A 22,940-nucleotide genomic window follows, 5' to 3' on the forward strand; every position below is an offset into this window, starting at 1 on the left:
GCTAGCGGGTAAGGTGCAGGGCCAGTTGCACCAGGCCGATCAGCACCATGATGAAAATCAGGGTGAAGAGCGTCCCCAGTGCAATGAAGTGGCTGGCTTTGCCGTGGGTGAAGTCGCGGGTGCGGTTCTTGCCGCTTTGCACGCCGAATGCGGCGGCGAGGATGCTGTGCAGCATCTGCCAGAAGGTTGGGGGTTTGCCCTGGCTGGAATCATCCATGGTAGCTCCTGAAGATCAGAGGCAATCAGGAACAGTGTAGGCAATGGCGCTAAGGTTGCTTGTGCCGGCCTCTTCGCGGGGCAAGCCCGCTCCCACAGGTTCGGCACAAACCGCCAGGGCAGTGATTTACCTGTGGGGGGCTTGCCCGCGAGGAAGCCGGCACAGTCTTAGCTGTCGTACCCGAGATTCGGTGCCAGCCAGCGCTCGCTTACGCTCACATCCTGCCCTTTGCGCGCGCTGTAGCGCTCGATCTGGTCCTTGTCGACCTTGCCAACGGCAAAGTACTGCGCCTGCGGGTGGGCAAAGTACCAGCCACTCACCGCCGCCGCCGGGAACATGGCAAAGTGCTCGGTAAGGAACACACCGCTCGGCCCGGTTTCGCCGATGGCGGTGCCGTCGAGCAGGCGGAACAGGGTTTCTTTTTCGGTGTGGTCGGGGCAGGCCGGGTAGCCCGGGGCCGGGCGGATGCCGCGGTACTGCTCCTTGATCAGCGCTTCGTTGTCCAGGTGTTCGTCGCGGGCATAGCCCCAGTGCTCTTTACGCACCTGCTCGTGCAGCCACTCGGCGCAGGCTTCGGCCAGGCGGTCGGCCAGGGCCTTGACCATGATCGAGCTGTAGTCGTCGCCTTTGTCCTGGTAAGCCTTGGCCACTTCCTCTGCACCAATGCCGGCAGTGGTGATGAACCCGCCCACATAGTCGGTGACGCCGCTGGTTTTTGGCGCGACAAAGTCAGCCAGCGACCAGTTGGGTTTGCCGTCGGGCTTGATGGTCTGCTGGCGCAGGTGGTGCAGCGTGGCCAGCGCCTGGCCGTCCTCGCCGTACACCTCGATGTCGTCATCGGCCACCTGGTTGGCCGGCCAGAAGCCGAACACCGCGCGGGCGCTGATCAGCTGCTCGTCGATCAGCTTGTCGAGCATCTCGCGGGCATCCTTGTACAGCGCGGTGGCAGCCTCACCGACCACCTCGTCGGTGAGAATGCGCGGGAACTTGCCGGCCAGGTCCCAGGAAATGAAGAACGGGGTCCAGTCGATGTATTCGGCCAGGGTGCGCAGGTCGATGTCTTCCAGTACCTTGACGCCGGTGAAGGAGGGCACTGCTGGCTGGTAACCGGCCCAGTCGTACTTCGGCTTGGCGGCGATGGCCTGGGCGTAGCTCAGGCGCTCGGTACGGGCGCTGCGGTTGGCGGTGCGCTCGCGCACATCCACGTATTCCAGGCGGGTTTTCTCGACGAAGCCCGGCTTGAGCTCTTTGGACAGCAACTGGGTGGCCACGCCGACCGCCCGCGAGGCATCGGTGACGTAGATGACGGCGTCGTTGCTGTACTTGGGTTCGATCTTGACTGCGGTGTGCGCCTTGGACGTGGTGGCGCCGCCGATCATCAGGGGCAGTTCGAAGCCCTGGCGCTGCATTTCGCGGGCAACGTGGACCATCTCGTCAAGCGACGGGGTAATAAGGCCGGACAGACCGATGATGTCGCATTTTTCGTCGCGGGCGGTTTGCAGGATTTTCTCGGCCGGCACCATCACGCCGAGGTCGACGATGTCATAGCCGTTGCAGCCCAACACTACGCCGACGATGTTCTTGCCAATGTCGTGCACGTCACCTTTTACCGTGGCCATCAGGATCTTGCCCTTGGCTTCTGGCTTGTCACCTTTTTCGGCTTCGATGAACGGGATAAGGTGCGCCACCGCCTGCTTCATCACGCGGGCCGACTTGACCACCTGGGGCAGGAACATCTTGCCTGCACCGAACAGGTCGCCAACCACGTTCATGCCACTCATCAGCGGGCCTTCGATGACCTCGATGGGGCGTGCGCATTGCTGGCGGCACTCCTCGGTGTCCTCGACGATGTGCGCGGTGATGCCTTTGACCAGTGCGTGCTCCAGGCGCTTGCCGACCGGCAGCGAACGCCAGGCTTCGTTTTCGACTTCCTTGGTGGCGCCGCCGCCTTTGTAGTCGTCGGCAATGGCCAGCAGGGCATCGGTCCCTTCCGGCGTGCGGTTGAGCACCACGTCCTCGACCTTTTCACGCAGCTCGGCCGGGATCTCGTCGTAGATCTCCAGCTGGCCGGCGTTAACGATACCCATGGTCAGGCCGTTGCGGATGGCGTGGAACAGGAACACCGAGTGGATCGCCTCGCGCACCGGGTTGTTGCCACGGAACGAGAACGACACGTTGGACACACCGCCCGAGCTCAGCGCATGGGGCAGGTGGTCACGGATATAGGCACAGGCCTCGATGAAGTCGACGGCGTAGTTGTTGTGCTCTTCGATACCCGTGGCAACGGCGAAGATGTTCGGGTCGAAGATGATGTCTTCGGGCGGGAAGCCCACTTCGTTGACCAGAATGTCGTAGCTGCGCTTGCAGATTTCCTTCTTGCGCGCGGCGGTGTCGGCCTGGCCGACTTCGTCGAAGGCCATGACCACCACGGCGGCACCGTAGCGCTTGCACAGGCGGGCATGGTGCTTGAACTGCTCGACGCCTTCTTTCATGGAAATGGAGTTGACGATGCCTTTGCCCTGAATGCACTTCAGGCCGGCTTCAATCACTTCCCACTTGGAGGAGTCGATCATGATCGGCACGCGGGAAATGTCCGGCTCGCCAGCGATCATGTTGAGGAAACGGACCATGGCCGCCTGGGAATCGAGCATCCCTTCGTCCATGTTGATGTCGATCACCTGGGCGCCGGCCTCGACCTGCTGCAGGGCGACTTCCAGGGCTTCGGTGTAGTTTTCTTCACGGATCAGCCGGGCGAATTTGGCCGAACCGGTGATGTTGGTGCGCTCGCCGACGTTGACGAACAGCGACTGGCGATCAATGGTGAACGGTTCCAGGCCGGACAGGCGACAGGCCTTGGCAATCTCCGGGATCTCGCGTGGCTTGTATTTGGCCACGGCCTCGGCAATGGCCTGGATGTGGCCCGGGGTGGTACCGCAGCAACCCCCGATGATGTTGAGGAAGCCGCTGGCTGCGAACTCTTCGACCACCGCAGCCATTTCGGCCGGGGTTTCGTCGTACTCGCCGAAGGCGTTCGGCAGGCCGGCGTTGGGGTGGGCGGAAACGTGGGTGTCGGCTTTGGTCGACAACTCTTCCAGGTAAGGCCGCAGGTCTTTGGCGCCGAGGGCGCAGTTCAGGCCCACGGAAATCGGCTTGGCGTGGCGCACCGAGTTCCAGAACGCTTCGGTGGTCTGGCCCGACAGGGTGCGGCCAGAGGCGTCGGTGATGGTGCCGGAGATCATGATCGGCAGTTCGATAGCGTCGTCTTCAAACACCTGCTGCACGGCAAAAATGGCCGCCTTGGCGTTGAGGGTGTCGAAAATGGTTTCGATCAGGATCAGGTCCGCGCCGCCCTCGATCAGGCCACGGGTGGCCTCGATGTAGTTCTCTACCAGCTCATCGAACGTGACGTTGCGGTAGCCGGGGTCGTTGACGTCCGGGGAAATCGAGCAGGTGCGGCTGGTAGGGCCCAGTACACCTGCGACGAAGCGCGGCTTGTCGGGCGTTTCCAGGGTCTTGGCATCGGCTACCTGGCGGGCAATGCGCGCGCCTTGCACGTTCAGCTCATAGACCAGCGACTCCATGCCGTAGTCGGCCTGGGAAATCTGCGTGGCATTGAAGGTGTTGGTTTCTAGAATATCCGCACCGGCATCGAGGTAGGCTTTCTCGATGGCGGCGATCACGTCCGGGCGGCTGAGCAGCAACAGGTCGTTGTTACCCTTTACATCGCTTGGCCAATCGGCGAAGCGCGTGCCACGATAGTCGTGTTCCTCGAGACGGTAGCTTTGGATCATAGTACCCATGCCGCCGTCGAGGATCAGGATGCGCTCTTTGAGGGCGTTCTGGAGTGCTTGGAGACGAGCGCTGCGGTCGGACATAGGAACTACCTGGTCGGGCAAATATCAGAAGGTGCAGAATCATATCAAAGTTGCGCGGTTTTTAGGCGCACCGCCCATTTGCATGAAAACTGCTCATGTTGCTGGCGCGATTAACAGCACCCAAAGACGACCAGGCAACAACAGTGACAGCTTTCAGGACCCAGGACTTTTCGCACATGGTGCATCGTATTCTTGCCGGCGCCTTCGCTCTGCTCATCAGCAGCGTGGTGTTCGGGCAAGCCCCCCAGTCGAGCCCGGCCATTTCCTATACCCGGGACATTCAGCCGATCTTCACCGAGAAATGCGTGGCCTGCCACGCCTGCAACGACGCCGCCTGCCAGCTGAAGCTGGAAAGCCCGGAAGGCGCGGTACGCGGTGCCAGCAAGGTCCCGGTTTACGAGGGCGACCGCAGCAAGGCGGTGCCTACCACGCGGCTGTTCTACGACGCCCATAGCGAGGAGCAATGGCGCAAGAAAGGCTTTTACTCGGTGCTCGACAACCAGGGCAGCCAGGCCGCGCTGATGGCGCGCATGCTGGAGCTGGGGCACAAGACCCCACTCACGCCCAATGCCAAACTGCCCGAGGACATTGTGCTGGGCCTGAGCCGCAACAACATGTGCCCGTTGCCCCATGAGTTCGACGCCTATGCCGGTGCCCATCCCAAGGAGGGCATGCCCTTGGCCGTTACCGGGCTGACCGACAAGGAATACGACACCATGCGCCGCTGGCTGGCGGCCGGGGCGCCTGTTGAGTATCAACCGATCAAGCCAAGCGAAACCGAAGCCAGGCAGATCGCCGAGTGGGAAGAACTGCTCAACCGCCCGGGTTCCACCGAGGCCCTGGTCGGCCGCTGGCTTTACGAGCACCTGTTCCTGGCGCACATCTACTTTGTGGGCGGCGAGCAGGGCCACTTCTTCCAGTGGGTACGCTCACGTACCCCCAGCGGCCAGCCGGCCGACATCATTGCCACGCGTCGCCCCAATGACCCACCCGGCACCGACTTCTATTACCGCCTGATCCCGGTGCAGGGCGTGATCGTGCACAAGACGCACATCACCTACCCGATGGGGCCGCAGAAGCTCAAGCGGGTGAAGCAGCTGTTCTACGCCGGTGACTGGCATGCTACCGCGCTGCCAGGCTACGGCCCGCGTCACCGCGCCAACCCGTTTGAAACGTTCGAGGCAATCCCGGCAGTGGCGCGCTACCAGTTCATGCTGGATAACGCCGAGTACTTCGTGCGTACGTTCATCCGTGGCCCGGTGTGCCGCGGGCAGATTGCTACCGACGTGATCCGCGACAACTTCTGGGCACTGTTCCAGGAGCCCGCCTTCGACCGCTACATCACGGATGCCAAGTACCGTGGCGAGGCCACCCCGCTGCTGGCCATGCCTGGGCAGATCGATGATGTGGGCAGCGTGCTGAGCCTGTGGCACGCCTACCGCGACAAGCGCAACGAGTACGAAAAGCTGCGTCGCGACGCCTATGCCGACATGCCGGCGCCAGGGTGGTCGACGCTGTGGGCCGGTAACGACAACGCGCTGCTCAGTATCTTCCGCCACTTCGACAGTGCCTCGGTGACCAAGGGCCTGATCGGTGATGTGCCGCTGACCATGTGGTTGTTCGACTACCCGCTGTTCGAGCGCACCTACTACCAGCTGGCGGTCAACTTCGATGTGTACGGCAATGTTTCGCACCAGTTGCAGACGCGCCTTTATTTTGACTTGATCCGCAATGGCGCCGAAGTCAACTTCTTGCGCCTGATGCCGGCCGAAAAGCGCAAGGACATCCTCGGCGACTGGTACCAGAACAGCGGCAAGGTGAAGATGTGGATGGATTATGAAGACATCGACACCGACACGCCCAGTGGCATCTCGCTGGACGCGCGTAACCCCAAGCGCGATTTTGGCCTGAAACTGCTGCAGCGCACCGGCAGCCTGAATGCTGCGCCCGACCCGATAAACCGCTGCCAGGGCGCCTTCTGCTCACGGCCGCAGGTGAGCGAAGAGTTCCGCAATGCCGAGCAGTCGCTCAGCCGCCTGGTGTCGCGCCCGGCTGCGGGGCTGAAGGTGATCAACCAGTTGCCCGAAGCGACCATGCTGCGCATCGAAGGGCAGGGCGGCCAGCGCCAGGTGTACAGCCTGCTGCGCAACCGCGCGCACAGCAACGTGGCGTTCCTGCTGGGTGAGGCGTACCGCTACCAGCCCGGGTTGGATACCCTGACCCTGTACCCGGGCGTGCTCAGCAGCTATCCCAACTTCATCTTCAACGTGCCGACCAAGGATGTGGCGGAGTTTGTCGAGGACCTGGAATATGCGAAAGACGATGCAGCCAGGTTCGAGCGCATCGTCATGCGCTGGGGCGTGCGCCGCAGTCACCCTGAGTTCTGGCGCTACTTCCATGACCTGAACAGCTTCATCAAGGAGACCACGCCGGTCGAGGCGGGTGTGCTGGACATGAACCGCTATGAGAACCTCTGATCGGGTAGGCTGACCTTTCCGAGTACCCTGCGGTCGGAAATGGTGGGTGGTCCGGGGGCTGCTATGCAGCCCAATCGCCGGCAAGCCAGCTCCCACAGGCCTGCGTAGTGCTCAGGCGTGCGCGGTTTTTGTGGGAGCTGGCGTGCCGGCGATGGAGCGCAAAGCGCTCCCGAAGGCCTCAATACACCGGCAAGCGCAGGGTATTTCATGCTGTATTCGCTTCAGGCACTGCGGGCGTTCGCCGCCTGGGTGGTGGTCTGCCACCATTTCATGCAGATCTTCTTCGACTTCCACGCCACCGGCCCCATCGGCCAACTGCTCACCGACCGTGGCGCCGTGGGGGTCGACATCTTCTTCGTCATCAGCGGGCTGGTCATCTACCTGTCGACCCGCGACAAAACCATCGAACCGCGCCAGTTCCTGCTCAATCGGGTACTGCGTATTGTTCCTGCCTACTGGTTCTACACCGCATTGATGGCCGCGTTGCTGCTGGCCTTCAGCCAATGGATGCCACATCAGGAATTCGCCTGGCATCACCTGCTCTTGTCAATGTTGTTCATCCCGGCGGAGAACCCCGGAGGCTATGGCCTGTACCCGACCCTGAACGTGGGCTGGACGCTGAACTTCGAGATGTTTTTCTACCTGCTTTTCGGCCTGGCCTTCCTGGTACGCCAACGGCATCACTTGCTGTTGGTTACCGTTGCTCTGCTACTGGTCAGCGAGGTACTGGGGCGCATGGGTGTGGTCAGCCGCTTCTACAACAACGACATCATCTACGAGTTCCTGCTCGGCATCGGTGTGGGCGTGCTGTACCGTCGCGGGATGATCCGCCAGGGCAGGTGGTTGCCGCTGGCTTTGCTGGGCGTGGCCAGCCTGGCGATCTACCACCTGGACGCTTCCCAGCGCTTGCTGCATTGGGGGGTGCCAAGTGCGATGATCGTGCTGGCCTTTGTGGCCTTGGAGCCACTGTTCCAAGGCAATCGGCTGCTCAAGGCCCTTGGCGATTGTTCGTACTCGGTGTACCTGATCCATGTCCTGGTGCTGTATGCCGGCTGGTTCGCCAGCCAGCGCCTGCATCTGAACCCGTATCTGGTATTTGCCCTGTGCGTGCCGTCCATTGGACTAATGTCGTGGTTCAGCTACCGGTGGCTGGAGCGCGGCCTGTACCGGCGCATGCAGGCCTGGCTGGCGGCGCCACGGGGGCCATCCCGTGAATATGCGCTTTCCCGAGTCAATTACTAGGACTTTGTTCAAGGGCCGGGTTGGCGTACACTTGGCCGCAAGTCTGTGAGGAACCTACATGAGCGCTATAACCATTACCGACGCCGCCCATGATTACCTGGCCGATCTGCTTTCCAAGCAGAATACGCCTGGCATCGGCATTCGCATTTTTATCACCCAGCCTGGCACCCAGTACGCAGAGACGTGCATTGCCTACTGCAAGCCGGGCGAAGAGAAGCCTGACGACACCGCCGTGGGTCTGAAGAGCTTCACCGCTTACCTGGACGCAGTCAGCGTGCCGTTCCTGGAAGACGCACTGGTCGACTACGCCACCGACCGCATGGGTGGCCAGCTGACCATCAAGGCGCCTAACGCCAAGGTGCCGATGGTCAACGAAGACAGCCCGATCAACGAGCGTATCAACTATTACCTGCAGACCGAGATCAACCCCGGGCTGGCCAGCCACGGTGGCCAGGTCAGTTTGGTGGATGTGGTCGACGATGGCATTGCCGTGCTGCAGTTCGGTGGCGGCTGCCAGGGTTGTGGCCAGGCAGATGTCACCCTGAAGGAAGGCATTGAGCGCACCCTGCTCGAGGGTATTCCGGAGCTCAAGGGCGTGCGTGACGTGACTGACCACACCCAGAAAGAGAACGCCTACTACTGACGTCGACGCGCTCCTGTAGGGTTCGCGTAAATGCGGCTCTCTTAGCAACAAACTGTTACGGTTTCAACCCCTGCGACAACAGGCCGCAGCCCGGTTTCAAAGGGCTGCAGGCCATCCCCGCCTTCGTCGGGTAGAACCCCTTGGGGTGTCATGCCAGAATGCCCCGGTTTTTCAGCCGGCCCGTCCCGAGGGTCGGCACCTTCCCTGTAAAGGATGGTTTCATGAATGATCTATACACCCGGCGCGCCGTTGTCGCCGGGATGGGCGTTCTCGGGCTTGGCCTGCTGGCAGGCTGCAGCCCGGCCCGGGGGCTCGAGTTCAAGTACGGCAAGAACATGAGCAACGAAATCCTGGGGCGCAAGTTCAGCCTCAAAGACCCGCAAGGTAACGTGCGCACCCTGTCGAGCTTCTACGGCAGCATGCCGATGATCTTCTTCGGGTTCACCCAATGCCCGGCGGTTTGCCCGACCACCCTGGCGCGCGCGGCACAAATCCGCAAACTGCTGCGCGGTCGTGACCGCGACCTGTTCCAGGTAGTGTTCATCACCCTGGACCCGGAGCGCGACACCCCCGAGGTGCTCGATGCCTATGTCAAGGCCTTTGACCCCACGTTCACCGCGCTCACCGGCACCCCGGAAGAAATCGCCGCAGTGGCCAAGGAGTTCAAGGTGTTCTACGAGAAGGTCCCGGCCGGTGACACCTATACGATTTCTCACTCGTCCACCAGCTACGTCTACGATACGCGTGGCACCCTGCGCCTGAGCCTGGGCCATTCCCTGAATGCCAAGGAATGCGCCGAAGACCTGGTTACCCTGATGGAGATCTGCTGAATGTCGATGCAACCGATCAAACGCGGCCTGGCTGCCCTGGCACTGATGGGTCTGGCCCTGCCGGCCCTGGCCCAGACTACCGTGAGCGATGCCTGGGTCCGTGCCAGCGTGCCGCACCAGCAGTCCACCGGTGCCTTCATGACCCTGACCGCCAGCAGCGACAGCAAGCTGGTGAGCGTGGCTTCGCCCGTGGCCAAGACCGTGCAGGTGCACGAAATGACCATGAACGGCGACGTGATGGGCATGCGTGAGGTGAAGGCTGTCGAGTTGCCGGCCGGCAAGGCCGTGACCCTGGACCCCAATGGCCTGCATGTGATGCTGATGGGCCTGAACAATCAGGTGAAGGAAGGCCAGAAAGTGCCGCTGACCCTGACCATCGAGGATGCCAAAGGGGCCAAGGAAACCCTCGACGTGCAGGCCGAAGTGCGTCCGCTCAACGCCGAGGCCGGCGGTGGGCATGACCACATGCACATGAAGCACTGATAACGTTGAACGGGGCAGCCTGTGGGAGCGGGCTTGCCCCGCGAACACCGGCAAAGCCGGTGCCATTCACCGCGTTGTCTCCTTCGCGGGGCAAGCTCGCTCCCACGGCGGCCCCTGGTTCAATCAGCTGCGAAACTTGGGCAGCGGCCTGTCGAGCGTCAGCGAGGTCAGGGTCTTTCGAACCTGGGCCTCATCGGCCTCCAGTGCCTTCAGGCTGGCGCGGATCTTGCCGGCGGCGGGCACATCGCCCTGCCGGTCGATCCAGTCGGCAATCTCCTTGCAGGCGCTGTTCAGGCAGGCTTGGCGCTGGTTCATCAGCGACAGAAGGGTGGTGAGCTCTCTTTCGGACATGGCAGGATCCTCCATTCAGCCTTGTCAGTGTAGCAGAGGGTTGGCGGGGCTCCTGCTGCCTCTGGAGGACATGCCGAAAACGCGGAAAAATGGCCGCTCCGTTGCCCAAGTAACATCGAGTTACTATTTTGGGCGGATAAACGCAATGTTTAAACCGTTGCCACCACTCCGCATGCGGTACCAACCTGCACTGCTTGATCAGGTGTGCTGAATAGTTCTGCGATGCAGTTTTGCAAGGGGTAGGCCTGCTTTCGGCATTCATTAATGGGTGTAGGAATATTCCAAGCCTGAATTTTCCTGCGCTGGCCGTGCCGCAATGGTTACAACTTTAGCGTTGAGCCCGGTGTTGAATGAACTCTAAATTCAGCCGACCTAAACCGCTGGCTCAGGAATACAGCCATGATGCAGGCGTTGAGTCGTAACCCCGGAACACGTTCTCTGGCGGTGGGCTATTGCTTTTCCAAATGTGGTGAGTTTGCGTTCGAAGCTGGGTTTGCTGTGGCAATCGTGTCCATGACCGAGGCGGATCTGCTTTTGATTGGCATCGCCTATTTCTTCCGCTACTTGCCGAGCATGGTGTGTTCACCCTTGGGCGGTTGGCTGGCAGATAGCGCCGACAAGAAACGAATACTTTTGGCGGTAGAGGCGGCCAAAGGCCTGCTGGCACTTGCCTTCTTTACCTTGTTCAACTTGTCCTCACCCGTGTTACCGGTCCTGGTCGGCCTTGCGATGTGATGACAGCGCTCGAATGCTTTTATGTGCCTGCGTTTCGCGCGTACTTTCCCGAACTTGTCGCAAAGCAACAGCTGGCCTCGGTCAACAGCGGTATTCAGGTGATCGAGGATGCTGCCTCGATTATCGGGCCTCTGGTGTTTTCGGCATGTGTGTTACTGCTGTCTCGCGAAGCAACCTTCCTGTTCTTTGCGGCGTGCCTGGTGTTGTCGGCCATTTCCATCGCTACCCTTGGGCCTGCCAGGCAGGGCGTCCGGCAGGTATTCGATGGGCGCGCCATTGTCCGGGATGCGGCGCGCAGTGTAAGTCAGCTCAGGGTCAGCAATGCGCCTTTGTTTGCTGTTATTGGCTGCACCACGCTCTGTGCGATGTTCGCCACGTCGGTGATTCGCTTCATTCTTCCTGCGTCAGTGCTGGAACACTTCGCCTCTGAAGCGGCGGTGGGTTACGTATTTTCACTGCTTGCTGCAGGCACCGTATTGGGTGGCATGCTCTACACACGCTTCAACCCGCGCACAACCGCACGACTGGTGGTGCGTTACTGGGTGCTGTACGGCGCACTGTTTTTTGCTGCAGCCGTGGCACTGCAATTCAACAGCTGGCTGTTTCTCCTGTTCTTGTTCATGGTCGGCTTCATGGGGGCATTTGTCGACATCGCGATCGTGACCAACATCCAGTGCTTGTCGAACGAGCAGGAAGTTGGCAGAAATTTTTCCCTCTATTACTTCACAGCTGTCATTGGTGACGCCGCTTCAGGGCTGGTTGCCAGCCTGGTCTTTGTGCTTGCGGGGCCGGCCACCTTGATCTGGATGACGCTCATGCTGTTCATCGCGCCAGTGCGCTGGAACCTGAAAGCACATTCCCTTGATGGCGACCATCGTGAATAGCCCGACGCGCGATGTTGGCGCATGGGGCAAGCTTGAGTTGCAGGGCGTCAGGCGGGTAATGCCGAGTGAGCGCATGCCTGCCGATACGCCCCTGGTGTCACCCCGTAGGCCTGCTTGAACTGCCGGCTCAAATGGCTCTGGTCGGCAAAGCCAAGGTCGAACGCCACCTCCGAAGCGGCCAGGCCGCTCTTCAGCATTTCCCGGGCGCGGACCAGGCGCCGCTGCTTCAGCCAGGCGTGCGGCGGCTGGCCGGTGGCCTGGCGAAACACCCGGGCGAAGTGGAAGGGCGACAGGTTGACGGCTGCCGCCAGCGCTTCGAGCGAGGGCGGGTCGGCCAATTGGCTTTCCAGCAGTTCGCGGGCGCGGGCCACGGCCAGGGGTTCGTGGCCGGGGGCCGAGGGTTCGGCGCATTGCCCGTGCCGCTGCACCAGGGCCAGTACCGCCTGGCGCCAGGCGGTCTGTTGCTGCAGGGCGCTGGCGCCGTTTTCGGACAACTGATGCAGCTGGCTGAAGGCGATGGCCAGGGCCGGGTCGTGGATCACGCTGTCCTTGAAGCTGGGCATGCCGTGGCGGCCCAGTTCCAGTTCGTCCAGTACACCGGTGACCCGCTCGTGCTCGGGGTAGAAGCCGCGATAACGCCAGCCTGCCTCATGGGCGGTGGCGCCGGTATGCAGCTCGTCGGGGTTGATCAGCACCATGCTGCCGACCGGCGCCAGGTGCTCACTGCCCCGGTGCCAGAAGCGCTGGGCGCCGGATTCGATCACGGTGAATACATAGCCTTCATGCACATGCGGGGCGAACCGCTGCTGGACGTAGCGCGCGTGCAGCATCTCGACGTCGCCCAGGGCCGGCGCTTGCCAGAGGTGTGTCTGTTCGCGCAGGGGCGGGTTCATGCCAGCCAGCTGCGTAGAAGGAAGAAGATCAACATGCTCACCAGCATGCTCAGCAACACGCTGCGGGTCAACAGCACCAGGGCGATCGCCACCAGAGAACCCAGCAGGTAGGGGTTGAGCAGGCTCAGGTTGAGCTGGTGGTCGGGCATGAAGATGATCGGGCCGCAGATGGCAGTGAGCATGCCCGGCACGGCAAAGCCGAGGAACTGCCGGGCGTTAGAGCTCAGCCGCAAGGGGAGCCGTGGCTCCAGGAACGCGTAGCGGTTGAGGAACACAATGGCGCCCATGGCGAAAATCAGGATCCAGGTCATGCGCGGGCTCCGGCAAATTTCTGGCAGATGAACCCGGCGCTCATGCCCAGCAGGCCTGCGACCACCAGGGCGGTTTCCCAATGCCAGTGGCTGAACAGGACCGAGCAGAACAGCGACACGGCGACGCACACCACGGTCGGCAGGTTGCGCACCAGCGGTGCAATCAGGGCGACGAAGGTGGCGACGATGGAAAAGTCCAGGCCGAGTTGGTCCAGGTGGGGAATGTTCTGGCCCAGCAGGATACCGGCCAGGGTGAACAGGTTCCAGGCGACGTAGAACGTCAGGCCTACCCCCAAGGCGTACCAGCGGTTGAATTGCTGCTGGTCGTACTGGCTGGTCAACGCGAAGAATTCGTCGGTCAGCAGAAAGCCCAGGCCCAACCGCCAGCGCAATGGCTGGCTGGACAGCACCGGGCGCATCGACAGGCCATACAGCAGGTGCTGTGAGGTCAGCAGCAGGGTGGTGAGCAGGATCGACGCCAGGTTGGCGCCGCCCTTGAGCATACCAATGGCGACCAATTGCGCGGCACCGGCGAAGACGATGGCCGATAGCCCTTGCCCCTGCCAGGCACTGAGGTTGGCCTCGATGGCCATGGAACCGGCCAGCAGGCCCCAGGGGGCGACGGCCAGGGACAGCGGCATGATGGCGATAGCGCCGTGGAGGAAGGCTTGGCGAGCGATGTGGGGCATGATGGCTGCAACGCGTGTACGAGGCAGATCAGCATGCCAGACGGGGCGGGGGATGGCTTGAACGATCTTGCTGATCGGGTTTGATTTCAAGGCAACCACAAGCCCTGTAGGAGCAGCCTTGTGCTGCGAAGAGGTCATTGCAGCCGAAAACAATCTTTAGCCTTACCGGCCTCTTCGCAGCACAAGGCTGCGCCTACAGTGATCGCGCGGAATCCAAAGTTTGAGTGAGACAGTTGCCCAACAGGGACCGCGTCTGGCAGAGGATCACGGGCGGCTGGTCAGGTGCTGTTGCGCTGTCACGCAGCCGTTGATGTCCACGGCTTTCTGCAGCAGGCTCAGACGGTGCGGTGGGTCCAGGTCGCCGAGCAGGCGGTACACCTCGGCCTGGTAGTCGCGCTGCCGGCCCCAGAGCATTTCGAGACCTTGAGGCTGGCTGCGGCTGCAGGTCAGGCGGGTGGCTGGCTGCGGGTAGTAAGGGGCGTACACGGTGGCCATGCTGGGGATGGCTTCCAGCGCTGCACGGTACTCGCTGCTGGTGTTGTAGGGCCGGCACCAGGTAGCGATCGCTGGCGCGGGTGCAGCAAAACCCTGCTTGAGACTGGCTTCGAGCAACGGGCAGGCGGCATCCGGTATTTGCGTGGCGGGCAGATAAGTCATGTAGTACAGCGCCAGGCGGTACTGCGCAACCGGGTGGCCCAGCTCTACCGACTTTTTCAACAGGGCAACCGCTGTCGGCAGCGTGTGGGCCATGGCTTGGCCCTGGCGGCTGAGCTCGGGGTCGCTGCCCAGGGCGGTACGCAGGGTGCTGGTATCGTCGCCCTGACGATCGGCCTGCTCCAGCAGCGGCAAGGCCTGGCGGTAGAGCAGGTCGGCGTGAGGGTCGATGCTCACCTCCAGCGCGTGCGCAGCCAGCGGCATCAGGGCGACCAACAGCGGGGTCAGGCGTCGCGTGCGGCTCACAGGCAAGCCCCGTGGACGGCCAGGCAAGGAGGGGCGGCTTCGATGTTAATAGCGGTCAAGCGTACGCCTCGGGAAAATCGGAACGACGGCCTATTCTAGCCACCCAAGGGGGGTGGCCGGAAGACCACTCGGCAACTGTCAGACGAGCTTGATCGGTGTGACCTTGCGTTGAGCGTGTTTTTCCTGGGCGAGGCCAAGCTTTGCGGTAATCACTTTGGCCAGGGCGTTGTTACCCAGGTCGTTCAGGTGCAGGCGGTCGATGAACAGGTCCGCGCCGAACACCGGCGAGCTGCTGAGCATGCTGTTCATGTCGTAGCAGGGCACTGGGTCGGCCTGGCTTTTGATACGGCGGAAAAAGGCCGAGTGCAACTGGCTATCGAATGCGCCGTCGAGCAGCCGGTCGAAGTTCGCCGGTTGTTGCTCCAGCGCGGCCAACATGGCTTGCTCACCAACGGGCAAGGTGTCCCGACACCAGGGCAGCAGCGGCTGCAAGATGAAGGTGAGGGTGGCATGGCTGTCTGCCAGCAACCTGTCCCACTGACGCAAGGTCCGGCCAATGCTGTCGGCCGCGCGAGCCAAGCGCTTCTCCGGGGGTGACAGCGGCCAGAAGGCCGGGGGGGCGGTCGCAGGTGTGGTCAGGGCCTGGCCGATGCGCCGCCACAGTGACTGCCGGCGGGGTGGTGCGGCAGGCTGCATGCCTTCGCTGAAGCTGTTGAGAAAGGCCTGGTAGGCCTTGGCGTGCTGTGGGTCGTTGGGGCTGGCGAGGACTTCGCACAGCGCTTCATGGGCCAGGCTGTTGAGGCCACTGAGCACCACCACGTGGCCGAGTTGGCCAAGGCGGTGCTGGTGAGTCAGGAACATCAGCAGTTCCTGGCCAGCATTGAGACCGCAACCGGCCAGGCTCAGCCACACCTCGCCGGTAAGGGCCGACAGGTGCGAGGCCACCGTGTGCTCGTCGGAGCTGGCGCCGATACCCAGGGCGGTCGAGCCGCCGACCAGCAGGTTGATACGTGAGGCGCCGCCGCGTTCTGCCGCCGAAAAACGCTTGCCGGCAAAGTGGCTGTAGCGCAGGCCAAGGGCATCAGTGTTGATGGTTCCGGACCGGTAGCCGGTTTCATGCACGTGCACAGTGTGCGGCGCACGGCGGCTGCCCAACAGCAGAAAGCGTTGGTAGTCCTGCTGCAACGGTGAAGGAGACGGGCCTGTATCAGTCGCTGTCATGGTCTTGCCTTCTGTTGCACCGGGCGTTTCGCATCCGCTTCAGGCCGCCAGTTCGTTGAGGTTGTACAGCAGGCCGCCAGCGGCAATCAGCAGCAGGGCAACGCCCGAAGCCAGGCTGATCACCCGGTTGCTGCGCTGCGAAGCGATCTTGCCGATGGCGAAGATGTACAGGCTGAGCACGGCGAAATCGATGGCCACCCACAGCAGCGACAACACCACCATGCTTTTGCCGAATGACTCGGTGATCTGGATGAACTGGGGGAAGAAGGCAATGAAGAAAATGATGTCCTTGGGGTTGGAAATGCCCACCATGAAGCCTTGCAGCAGCCCGCCACGCCCGGTTTTGGGTGCCTCGCTCGTCGCGTCCGGGACCGGCGCCTGCAGCACATCTCTTAAAGTGCCCACGGCGATGTAGCCGATGAACAGGCAGCCCAGCAGGCTCATGGTGCTGAGCCATGCCTTGTCGATGGCGGCACTGGTGAGGATGATCCAGGCTGCGGCACCGATCAGCACCAGTGAGGCCCAGTTGGTGCCAACGGCAGTGAACATGGCCTTGCGCGAACCGGATGCAGCCGCGGTGTTGACGATCAGTGCCACTACGGGGCCTGGGGTGGCGATGAGCAGCAGGACGGTGAGGGCATAGGTGGCGGTGAGTGCGGTATTCACGGTCAGTTCTCGATCAGTAGGTCGGGTGTCGCCGGGTATGCGGCATGTGCGTGGAACGGGCAGCGTGACGGGTTGAGCGAGCCAGCCTCCTGCAACTGGTACTGCTTCCACTCGAAGTTGTCGTCATCGCCGAAAAAACCCAGGGTGTCAGGCATGACGCCGTCGTTGTAGTGGTGCACGCGCTCGCGAATACGCTCGCGGATTCGCTTGCCACTTTCGGTACTGGCGTTGGCCACTTCGTCGAAGTTCGCCCGTGGATTGATGACGAAGGTGATGTGATGCCCCAGGTTGCGGCTTTTCATCTGCTGGTGGCCGGGGAAGTTCATGTTGATGAACAAGGGCATGCCGGCATAGCAGAACGACCAGCCGTTGTCGTCGGGGTCGGTCGGCATGCCCTGCGGCCATGGGTGCGGGTCGCGCGCATGCACGCCACGCAGCACCTTCCAGGCCAGTGCCTGCTGTTCGGCCAGGGTGTAATCGGCGGCGGTTTCGAGAAACACCACCAGCGGGCTGCCGATGCGCTGCTTGGGTGTGACCGGGGCGATGGCGCGCACGTAGTCGGCCAGACCCTGGGCGATATCATCGGCGAGTTGCTCGGCACGGGCGAAGAGTATGTGGCAGGTTTCGCCGTTTACCGCCTTGCGGCCGAACAGGCAAGGGAAGTCGGGGTTGGCGAGAATACTGCGAAAGTGTTCTATGGTTTTGAAAGTCCAGTGTTGCGTAGTGCATCCATGTTCAACGGCCAGCTCTAGCGCATCCAGGCGATAGCAAGTTCCATATCCCGTAAACATGATTTCCCCAGGCGTTAATTAAGTGAACGTTCCAGTCATATGCAGGCAGGATCTTGGTTATCTTTATTATTTACCTGCATTTTCCGAGACGCTCTCCACGTTGTAAAACGCGTGGAACTGTGACCTACTATTAGTCTTATTCATGCTCGGGACGCCGCCATGTCGGAACGGATTCAGGCCTTGCACGCCCTGCGTGCCTTCGAGGTGGCCTCTCGCTATGGCTCTTTTACCCGTGCGGCGGAAGAACTGGCCCTGACCCAGGGGGCGGTCAGCCATCACATCAAGACCCTGGAAGCCCTGTTTGGCTGCGACTTGTTCGAACGGCGTGGCCCGAAACTCAGCCTGACCGAGCACGGGCGCCTGCTGGCGCAAGAGCTGAAAGTTGGCTTCAAGATCATCGAAAATGCTTGCGCATTGCTGCGCCAGGACCGCTACGGCTTGCGCTTGAAGGCGCCTTCCACGCTCACCGTGCGCTGGCTGTTGCGGGCGCTGGATGCGTTCAAGAAGGCCGAGGACAACTGCAGCGTGCAACTGTCCAGCGTGTGGATGGACATCGACACCGTGGACTTCTATTCCGAGCCCTACGACTGCGCCATTCTGTTGGCCAGCGGGCGTTTCCCCGCCGATATCGAGAGTTTCAAGCTGTTCGATGAGTGGTTGATCCCGGTGTGCCACCCCGATTACATGCCACAGGCCCAACCGGCCTTGGCCGACCTCGCCCAGTGCGAAATTCTGCACCCGTCACCCGACCGGCGCGACTGGCGGCGTTGGCTGGCGCGGATGGACGCACTGGACATCAGCATCGACCAGGGGCAGGTGTTCGATACGCTCGACCAAGGTATTTCGGCTGCGCAGCAAGGCCTGGGTATTTCGGTGGTCGACCTGGTGCTGGCCAGTGCCGACCTGCAGGCGGGGCGCCTGGCCACGCCGTTCAAGCATGCAGTGGCCACCGGTGACGGTTACTACATGACCTGGCTCAAGGCCAGCCCGAAAGCGCGGCAAATGCACAAGCTGCGCGACTTCCTGCTTGGCCAGGTGCCACCGCTGGCCCACAAGGACATCAACTATCTGTACGGTTGAACACCCGCTCAAGCATGAAATCGATGAACACCCGTAACTTCGGCGGCACCTGCCGCCCGGACGGCCACAGCAGATAGAAACTGCCACGCCGCTCCATGAAGCTGTCGAGTACGCTGACCAGTGAGCCGTTGCCCAGTTCGCGACGTACGTTGAAGTCCGGCAGGCAGGTGATGCCACGGTGGTTCAAGGCAAAGCAGACGCGTGTCTCGACATGGTTGCAAACCATCGAGATGGGGATGTCGTAGGCTTGTTCGGGGTGCTCCTGGCGCAGCGGCCAGGTTTCCAGCTTGCCATTGCTCGGGAAGCGATAATGCAGGCAGGTATGCGCGGCCAGGTCGCGCGGGTGCAAGGGTGTGCCGCGTTCGTGCAGGTACCCGGGCGAGGCCACCAGGCGGTGCTGGAAGTGCCCCAGGAATTTGGCGTTGAGCCGCGAATCCACCGGCTGCCCACCGCGCATCACCACATCGAAGCCTTCGCCGACGATATCCACCATGCGGTCGGAAAAGTCCAGGTCCAGTTCCACCTGCGGATACAGCGCCATGAACTCCGCCAGCGCCGGCATCACCAGCGCTGTGACCTGTGGCATGCTGACGCGCAAGCGGCCACGCGGGCTTACGCTGGCCTGAGACAGCGCCTGCTCGGTGGCCTCGATTTCGGCCAGGATGCGCCGGCTGCGCTCGAGGAACAGCGTGCCTTCGGCGGTGAGGGTGATGCTGCGTGTGCTGCGGTGGAACAGGCGCACACCCAGGCGGCTTTCCAGGCGCGCAACGCGTTTGCCCACGGCCGAGGCACTGATACCCAGCGACTGGCCGGCGGCGACGAAGCTGCGGGTTTCGGCCACCCGGTTGAAGACCACGAAGCCGCTGAGGCTGTCCATGCTGCTTTCCTGATTGCGGACACAGGTGTCCGGGGTGAGCGGCATTGTAGCCACCTTTTTCCGCAGTAGGCTTCCCTTGCAGACTGTCCGCCTTGTTTTCCTGCTCAAGGCACTTGCAATGTCACAGACATCCTCCCCCCTGCTGCTGGATGCCAGCCGCGAACGCCTGCCCGTCAGCGGGCTGCTGGCGCTGGCCATGACCGGCTTTATCGCCATCCTCAGCGAAACCTTGCCGGCGGGCTTGCTCGACCAGATCGCCAACGGCATGCACATCAGCCAGGCCATGGCCGGGCAATGGGTCACGGCCTATGCGCTTGGCTCGTTGCTGACGGCAATCCCGCTGGTGACCCTGACCCAGGGCTGGTATCGCCGGCGGGCCCTGTTGCTGGCGATCATCGGCTTTGTGCTGTTCAACGGGCTGACTGCCTTGTCGACGTCCAACAGCGTGACCTTGGTCCTGCGCTTTTTCACCGGCGCTGCCGCCGGGCTGGCCTGGGGCCTGATCGCTGGCCATGCCCGGCGCATGGTGCCGGTGGCACAGCAGGGCCGGGCCATGGCGTTGGCCATGCTCGGGCAGCCGATTGCCTTGTCGCTCGGGCTGCCGATTGCCACCTGGCTGGGCGCCGGGCTGGGCTGGCGTGCAACGTTTGTTGTGGTCACCGTGGTGGCGTTGCTGCTGGTGGTGTGGGTGCTGCGCTCGGTGCCGGAGTACCCGGGGCATGCCGCCGGCAACCGCCGGGCGGCCAAGCAGGTGCTGCGCACGCCGGGGGTGTTGCTCGTGCTGCTGGTGATCCTGAGCTGGATCCTTGGCCACAACATTCTCTACACCTACATTGTGCCGCTGCTGGCGGCGGCCGGCATGGCTGCCGACATTGGCCCGGTGCTGATGGTGTTTGGCCTTTCGGCTCTGGCCGGAATTGGCATGGTGGGGTTGCTGGTCGACCGGCATTTGCGCACGCTGGTCTTGCTCAGCCTGGTCGGTTTTGCCTTGGCCACACTGGCATTGGGGCAGGCGTCGTCGTGGTTGATGTACCTGAGCATCGCCCTGTGGGGCCTGACCTACGGTGGCGCACCCACCCTGCTGCAGACCGCCTGTGCCGATGCTGCGGGCGAGGGGGGAGATGTGGCGCAGTCGATGCTGGTGACCGTGTGGAACAGTGCTATCGCTCTGGGCGGGATCGTGGGGGGCGTGTTGCTCGCGGGGGGCGGGACCAAAGCCTTTGGCGCAGTGGTGTTGGTGTTGATCGCAGTGGCTTGGTCGCTGGCCTGGGCGGCGCGCAGAAGTGGCTTCGTGGCGGGCGCTCGCTAGCGTAGAATTGCGTTTTTCAGCAGAGGTCGACGCAGTGGAGTTGCAGCAGGGTTTTGTGCTGACCCGTCATTGGCATGACACGCCCGAAGGCACCTGCGTGGAGTTCTGGCTGGCAACTGATCATGGGCCACGGCAGCTTCGTCTGGCCCCACAGGTTTCGGTGGCATTCATCCCGCAGGTGCATGAGGCGCATGCGCGGGTGTTGCTGGCCAACGAGCCCGGCGTCGAGCTGCGGCCACTGCGCCTGAAGGACTTCGACCAGCGCCCGGTGCTGGGGTTGTACTGCCGGCAGCACCGGCAACTGATGCAACTCGAGCAACGCCTTCGCACGGCGGGTATCGAGGTGTTCGAAGCGGATATCCGCCCACCCGAACGCTACCTGATGGAGCGCTTTATCACTGCCCCGGTACAGTTCACCGGCCAGCCCGATGCCCAGGGCGTGCTCTGCGATGCTCAGCTCAAGCCCTTGGCAGGTTATCGCCCGCCACTGCGCCTGGTGTCGCTGGACATCGAAACCAGCGAGCGCGGCGAGCTGTACAGCATTGCCCTTGAAGGCTGTGGCCAGCGCCAGGTGTACATGCTCGGCCCGGCCAATGGCACGGTCCACGGCCTCGATTTCGACCTGCACTACTGCGCCGACCGTGCTGCACTGCTGAGCTGCCTCAATCAGTGGATGGCCGAGCATGACCCGGACGCAATCATCGGCTGGAACCTGGTCCAGTTCGACCTGCGCCTGCTGCATGAACACGCCAAATCGCTGGAGGTACCGCTGGCGTTGGGGCGTAAGGGTGCACTGATGACGTTGCGTAGCCATGCCGGTGGTGGCCACGTATTTGCCGATGCCCCGGGGCGGCTGTTGATCGACGGCATCGAGGCGCTGCGCTCGGCAACCTGGAGCTTCCCGTCATTCAGCCTCGAGAGCGTTGCCCAGACGCTGCTCGGTGAAGGCAAAGCCATCGACACGCCGTACCAGCGCATGGACGAGATCAACCGGCGCTTCGCCGAGGACAAACCGGCCCTGGCGCGGTACAACCTCAAGGACTGTGAGCTGGTTACTCGCATCTTCGCCCACACCCGCCTGCTCGAGTTCCTCCTGGAGCGCTCGTCGGTCACTGGCCTGGCGGTAGACCGTAGCGGCGGATCGGTCGCCGCGTTTTGCCACTTGTACATGCCGCAGATGCACCGCATGGGCTTTGTCGCCCCCAACCTTGGCAGCCGCCCTGAAGAAGCCAGCCCCGGTGGCTTCGTCATGGATTCGCGTCCAGGCCTGTACGACTCGGTGCTGGTGCTGGACTACAAGAGCCTGTACCCGTCGATCATTCGTACCTTCCTGATCGACCCGGTGGGCTTGGTGGAAGGCTTGCGTGTTCCCGATGACCAGCATTCGGTGGAAGGCTTCAGGGGTGGGCGCTTTTCGCGAAGCCAGCATTGCCTTCCGGCCATCGTCGAGCGTGTGTGGCAGGGCAGGGAGGCCGCCAAACGTGATGGTAACGCGGCATTGTCGCAGGCACTGAAGATCATCATGAACGCGTTCTACGGTGTGCTGGGCTCCAGCGGTTGCCGCTTCTTCGACCCCCGGTTGGCCTCATCCATCACCCTGCGTGGGCACCAGATCATGCGCCAGACCCGGGCGCTGATCGAGGCCCGCGGCTTTGACGTGATCTATGGCGATACCGACTCCACCTTCGTCTGGCTCAAGGGTGCCCTTCCCGAGGAAGACGCGGCGCGCATCGGCCGCGACCTGGTGGCCGAGGTCAATCAATGGTGGCAAGCACACCTGCACGAAACCATGAACCTGCAGAGTGCCCTCGAACTGCAGTTCGAAGTACATTACCGGCGCTTCCTGATGCCAACCATTCGCGGAACTGAAGAGGGCAGCAAGAAGCGCTATGCCGGCCTGGTCCAGCGGGCCGACGGTTCTGAAGAGATGGTTTACAAAGGCCTGGAGTCGGTACGCACCGACTGGTCGCCGCTGGCCCGGGCGTTTCAGCAGGCGCTCTATGGCCGTGTGTTTCGCGGCGAACCCTACCGCGATTATGTCCGCGAGTATGTGCGGTGTACGTTGGCGGGCGAGCAGGACGCACTGCTGGTATATCGCAAGCGCCTGCGCAGGCCGCTGGCCGACTACCAGCGCAACGTGCCGCCGCATGTGCGTGCCGCACGCCTTGCCGACGAGTACAACAAGCGCCTGGGGCGCCCCCTGCAGTACCAACGTGGCGGCTGGATCAGTTACGTGATTACCACCGCCGGCCCTGAGCCGCTGGAAAACCTGCAGGCACCGATCGACTACGACCACTACATCAGCCGGCAGCTACAACCGGTGGCAGATGCCATCCTGCCCTTTGTCGGCGATGATTTCGCTCGCCTTACCGACCAACAGTTGCTGCTGTTCTGAACGGGTGGTAG

At 62.4% G+C, this 22,940-nt stretch carries 19 protein-coding genes and 1 pseudogene; 9 read left to right on the top strand and 11 right to left on the bottom strand.

Annotated features, from left to right (window positions below; genetic code table 11):
* Position 1: 1 nt before the first annotated feature.
* Both ACK1VC_RS12745 and metH read right to left on the bottom strand, forming a co-directional pair.
* On the bottom strand, positions 2–217 hold the full coding sequence (locus ACK1VC_RS12745) for a DUF2970 domain-containing protein (RefSeq protein ID WP_016485950.1): 216 nt from the start codon (positions 215–217) through the stop codon (positions 2–4).
* Positions 218–384: 167 nt separating this feature from the next.
* On the bottom strand, positions 385–4,092 hold the full coding sequence (metH, locus tag ACK1VC_RS12750; RefSeq protein ID WP_016485951.1) for a methionine synthase: 3,708 nt from the start codon (positions 4,090–4,092) through the stop codon (positions 385–387).
* A 176-nt stretch (positions 4,093–4,268) separates the two neighbouring features.
* On the opposite strand from metH, the gene ACK1VC_RS12755 reads away from it, so the two are divergent.
* The 5 genes from ACK1VC_RS12755 (at position 4,269) to ACK1VC_RS12775 (ending at position 9,767) form a co-directional block, all read left to right on the top strand.
* A complete protein-coding gene (locus tag ACK1VC_RS12755) occupies positions 4,269–6,569 on the top strand; it encodes a fatty acid cis/trans isomerase (protein ID WP_016485952.1) in 2,301 nt (766 codons plus the stop codon).
* A 207-nt stretch (positions 6,570–6,776) separates the two neighbouring features.
* Positions 6,777–7,811 carry an acyltransferase family protein gene (locus ACK1VC_RS12760; protein WP_016485953.1) on the top strand — a complete coding sequence of 345 codons (1,035 nt, stop codon included), beginning with the start codon at positions 6,777–6,779 and terminating at the stop codon, positions 7,809–7,811.
* 58 nt (positions 7,812–7,869) lie between these two features.
* A complete protein-coding gene (nfuA, locus tag ACK1VC_RS12765) occupies positions 7,870–8,454 on the top strand; it encodes a Fe-S biogenesis protein NfuA (protein ID WP_449117967.1) in 585 nt (194 codons plus the stop codon).
* Between the two features lie 221 nt (positions 8,455–8,675).
* Entirely contained in the window at positions 8,676–9,284 is a 609-nt protein-coding gene (locus ACK1VC_RS12770; protein WP_016485954.1) for an SCO family protein, read from the top strand.
* Entirely contained in the window at positions 9,285–9,767 is a 483-nt protein-coding gene (locus tag ACK1VC_RS12775) for a copper chaperone PCu(A)C (protein ID WP_060518818.1), read from the top strand.
* A gap of 123 nt (positions 9,768–9,890) precedes the next feature.
* On the opposite strand, the gene ACK1VC_RS12780 is transcribed toward ACK1VC_RS12775, so the two are convergent.
* Entirely contained in the window at positions 9,891–10,118 is a 228-nt protein-coding gene (locus ACK1VC_RS12780) for a hypothetical protein (protein ID WP_024717704.1), read from the bottom strand.
* Between the two features lie 402 nt (positions 10,119–10,520).
* Here ACK1VC_RS12780 and ACK1VC_RS12785 point away from each other — a divergent pair.
* Positions 10,521–11,737, top strand: a pseudogene (locus ACK1VC_RS12785) (MFS transporter).
* 47 nt (positions 11,738–11,784) lie between these two features.
* Here the strand turns inward: ACK1VC_RS12785 and ACK1VC_RS12790 are convergent.
* The 7 genes from ACK1VC_RS12790 to ACK1VC_RS12820 form a co-directional block, all read right to left on the bottom strand.
* Positions 11,785–12,630, bottom strand: coding sequence for an AraC family transcriptional regulator (locus ACK1VC_RS12790; RefSeq protein WP_102667690.1), 846 nt, complete (start codon positions 12,628–12,630; stop codon positions 11,785–11,787).
* The gene (locus ACK1VC_RS12795) at positions 12,627–12,941 is read right to left on the bottom strand and encodes an AzlD domain-containing protein (RefSeq protein WP_010953340.1); all 315 of its coding nucleotides are present in this window, start codon (positions 12,939–12,941) and stop codon (positions 12,627–12,629) included. The genes ACK1VC_RS12790 and ACK1VC_RS12795 overlap by 4 nt, the downstream gene beginning before the upstream one ends.
* On the bottom strand, positions 12,938–13,630 hold the full coding sequence (locus ACK1VC_RS12800; RefSeq protein ID WP_024717703.1) for an AzlC family ABC transporter permease: 693 nt from the start codon (positions 13,628–13,630) through the stop codon (positions 12,938–12,940). Before ACK1VC_RS12800 ends, ACK1VC_RS12795 begins: the two co-directional genes overlap by 4 nt.
* Positions 13,631–13,894: 264 nt before the next feature.
* On the bottom strand, positions 13,895–14,590 hold the full coding sequence (locus ACK1VC_RS12805) for a sel1 repeat family protein (RefSeq protein WP_016485959.1): 696 nt from the start codon (positions 14,588–14,590) through the stop codon (positions 13,895–13,897).
* A gap of 138 nt (positions 14,591–14,728) precedes the next feature.
* Entirely contained in the window at positions 14,729–15,811 is a 1,083-nt protein-coding gene (locus tag ACK1VC_RS12810; RefSeq protein WP_060518814.1) for a hypothetical protein, read from the bottom strand.
* Positions 15,812–15,850: 39 nt separating this feature from the next.
* Complete coding sequence (locus ACK1VC_RS12815) at positions 15,851–16,477, bottom strand: LysE family translocator (RefSeq protein WP_096425880.1); 627 nt, start codon at positions 16,475–16,477, stop codon at positions 15,851–15,853.
* A 2-nt stretch (positions 16,478–16,479) separates the two neighbouring features.
* Positions 16,480–17,268 (bottom strand): YqcI/YcgG family protein, encoded by a 789-nt coding sequence (locus ACK1VC_RS12820; protein ID WP_060518810.1) that lies wholly within the window; start codon positions 17,266–17,268, stop codon positions 16,480–16,482.
* Positions 17,269–17,427: 159 nt separating this feature from the next.
* Here ACK1VC_RS12820 and ACK1VC_RS12825 point away from each other — a divergent pair, with 159 nt between their 5' ends.
* Positions 17,428–18,348, top strand: coding sequence for a LysR substrate-binding domain-containing protein (locus ACK1VC_RS12825; RefSeq protein ID WP_016485963.1), 921 nt, complete (start codon positions 17,428–17,430; stop codon positions 18,346–18,348).
* Here the strand turns inward: ACK1VC_RS12825 and ACK1VC_RS12830 are convergent.
* Positions 18,329–19,225 carry a LysR family transcriptional regulator gene (locus ACK1VC_RS12830; RefSeq protein WP_024717702.1) on the bottom strand — a complete coding sequence of 299 codons (897 nt, stop codon included), beginning with the start codon at positions 19,223–19,225 and terminating at the stop codon, positions 18,329–18,331. The genes ACK1VC_RS12825 and ACK1VC_RS12830 overlap by 20 nt on opposite strands.
* A gap of 118 nt (positions 19,226–19,343) precedes the next feature.
* On the opposite strand from ACK1VC_RS12830, the gene ACK1VC_RS12835 reads away from it, so the two are divergent.
* Together ACK1VC_RS12835 and ACK1VC_RS12840 are read left to right on the top strand one after the other, a co-directional pair.
* Positions 19,344–20,534, top strand: a complete 1,191-nt coding sequence (locus ACK1VC_RS12835) for an MFS transporter (RefSeq protein ID WP_016485965.1) — start codon at positions 19,344–19,346, stop codon at positions 20,532–20,534.
* A gap of 34 nt (positions 20,535–20,568) precedes the next feature.
* On the top strand, positions 20,569–22,929 hold the full coding sequence (locus tag ACK1VC_RS12840) for a DNA polymerase II (RefSeq protein ID WP_191087858.1): 2,361 nt from the start codon (positions 20,569–20,571) through the stop codon (positions 22,927–22,929).
* The last annotated feature ends 11 nt before the right edge of the window (positions 22,930–22,940 follow it).

The sequence above is a fragment of the Pseudomonas sp. XP2 genome, assembly GCF_053557975.1.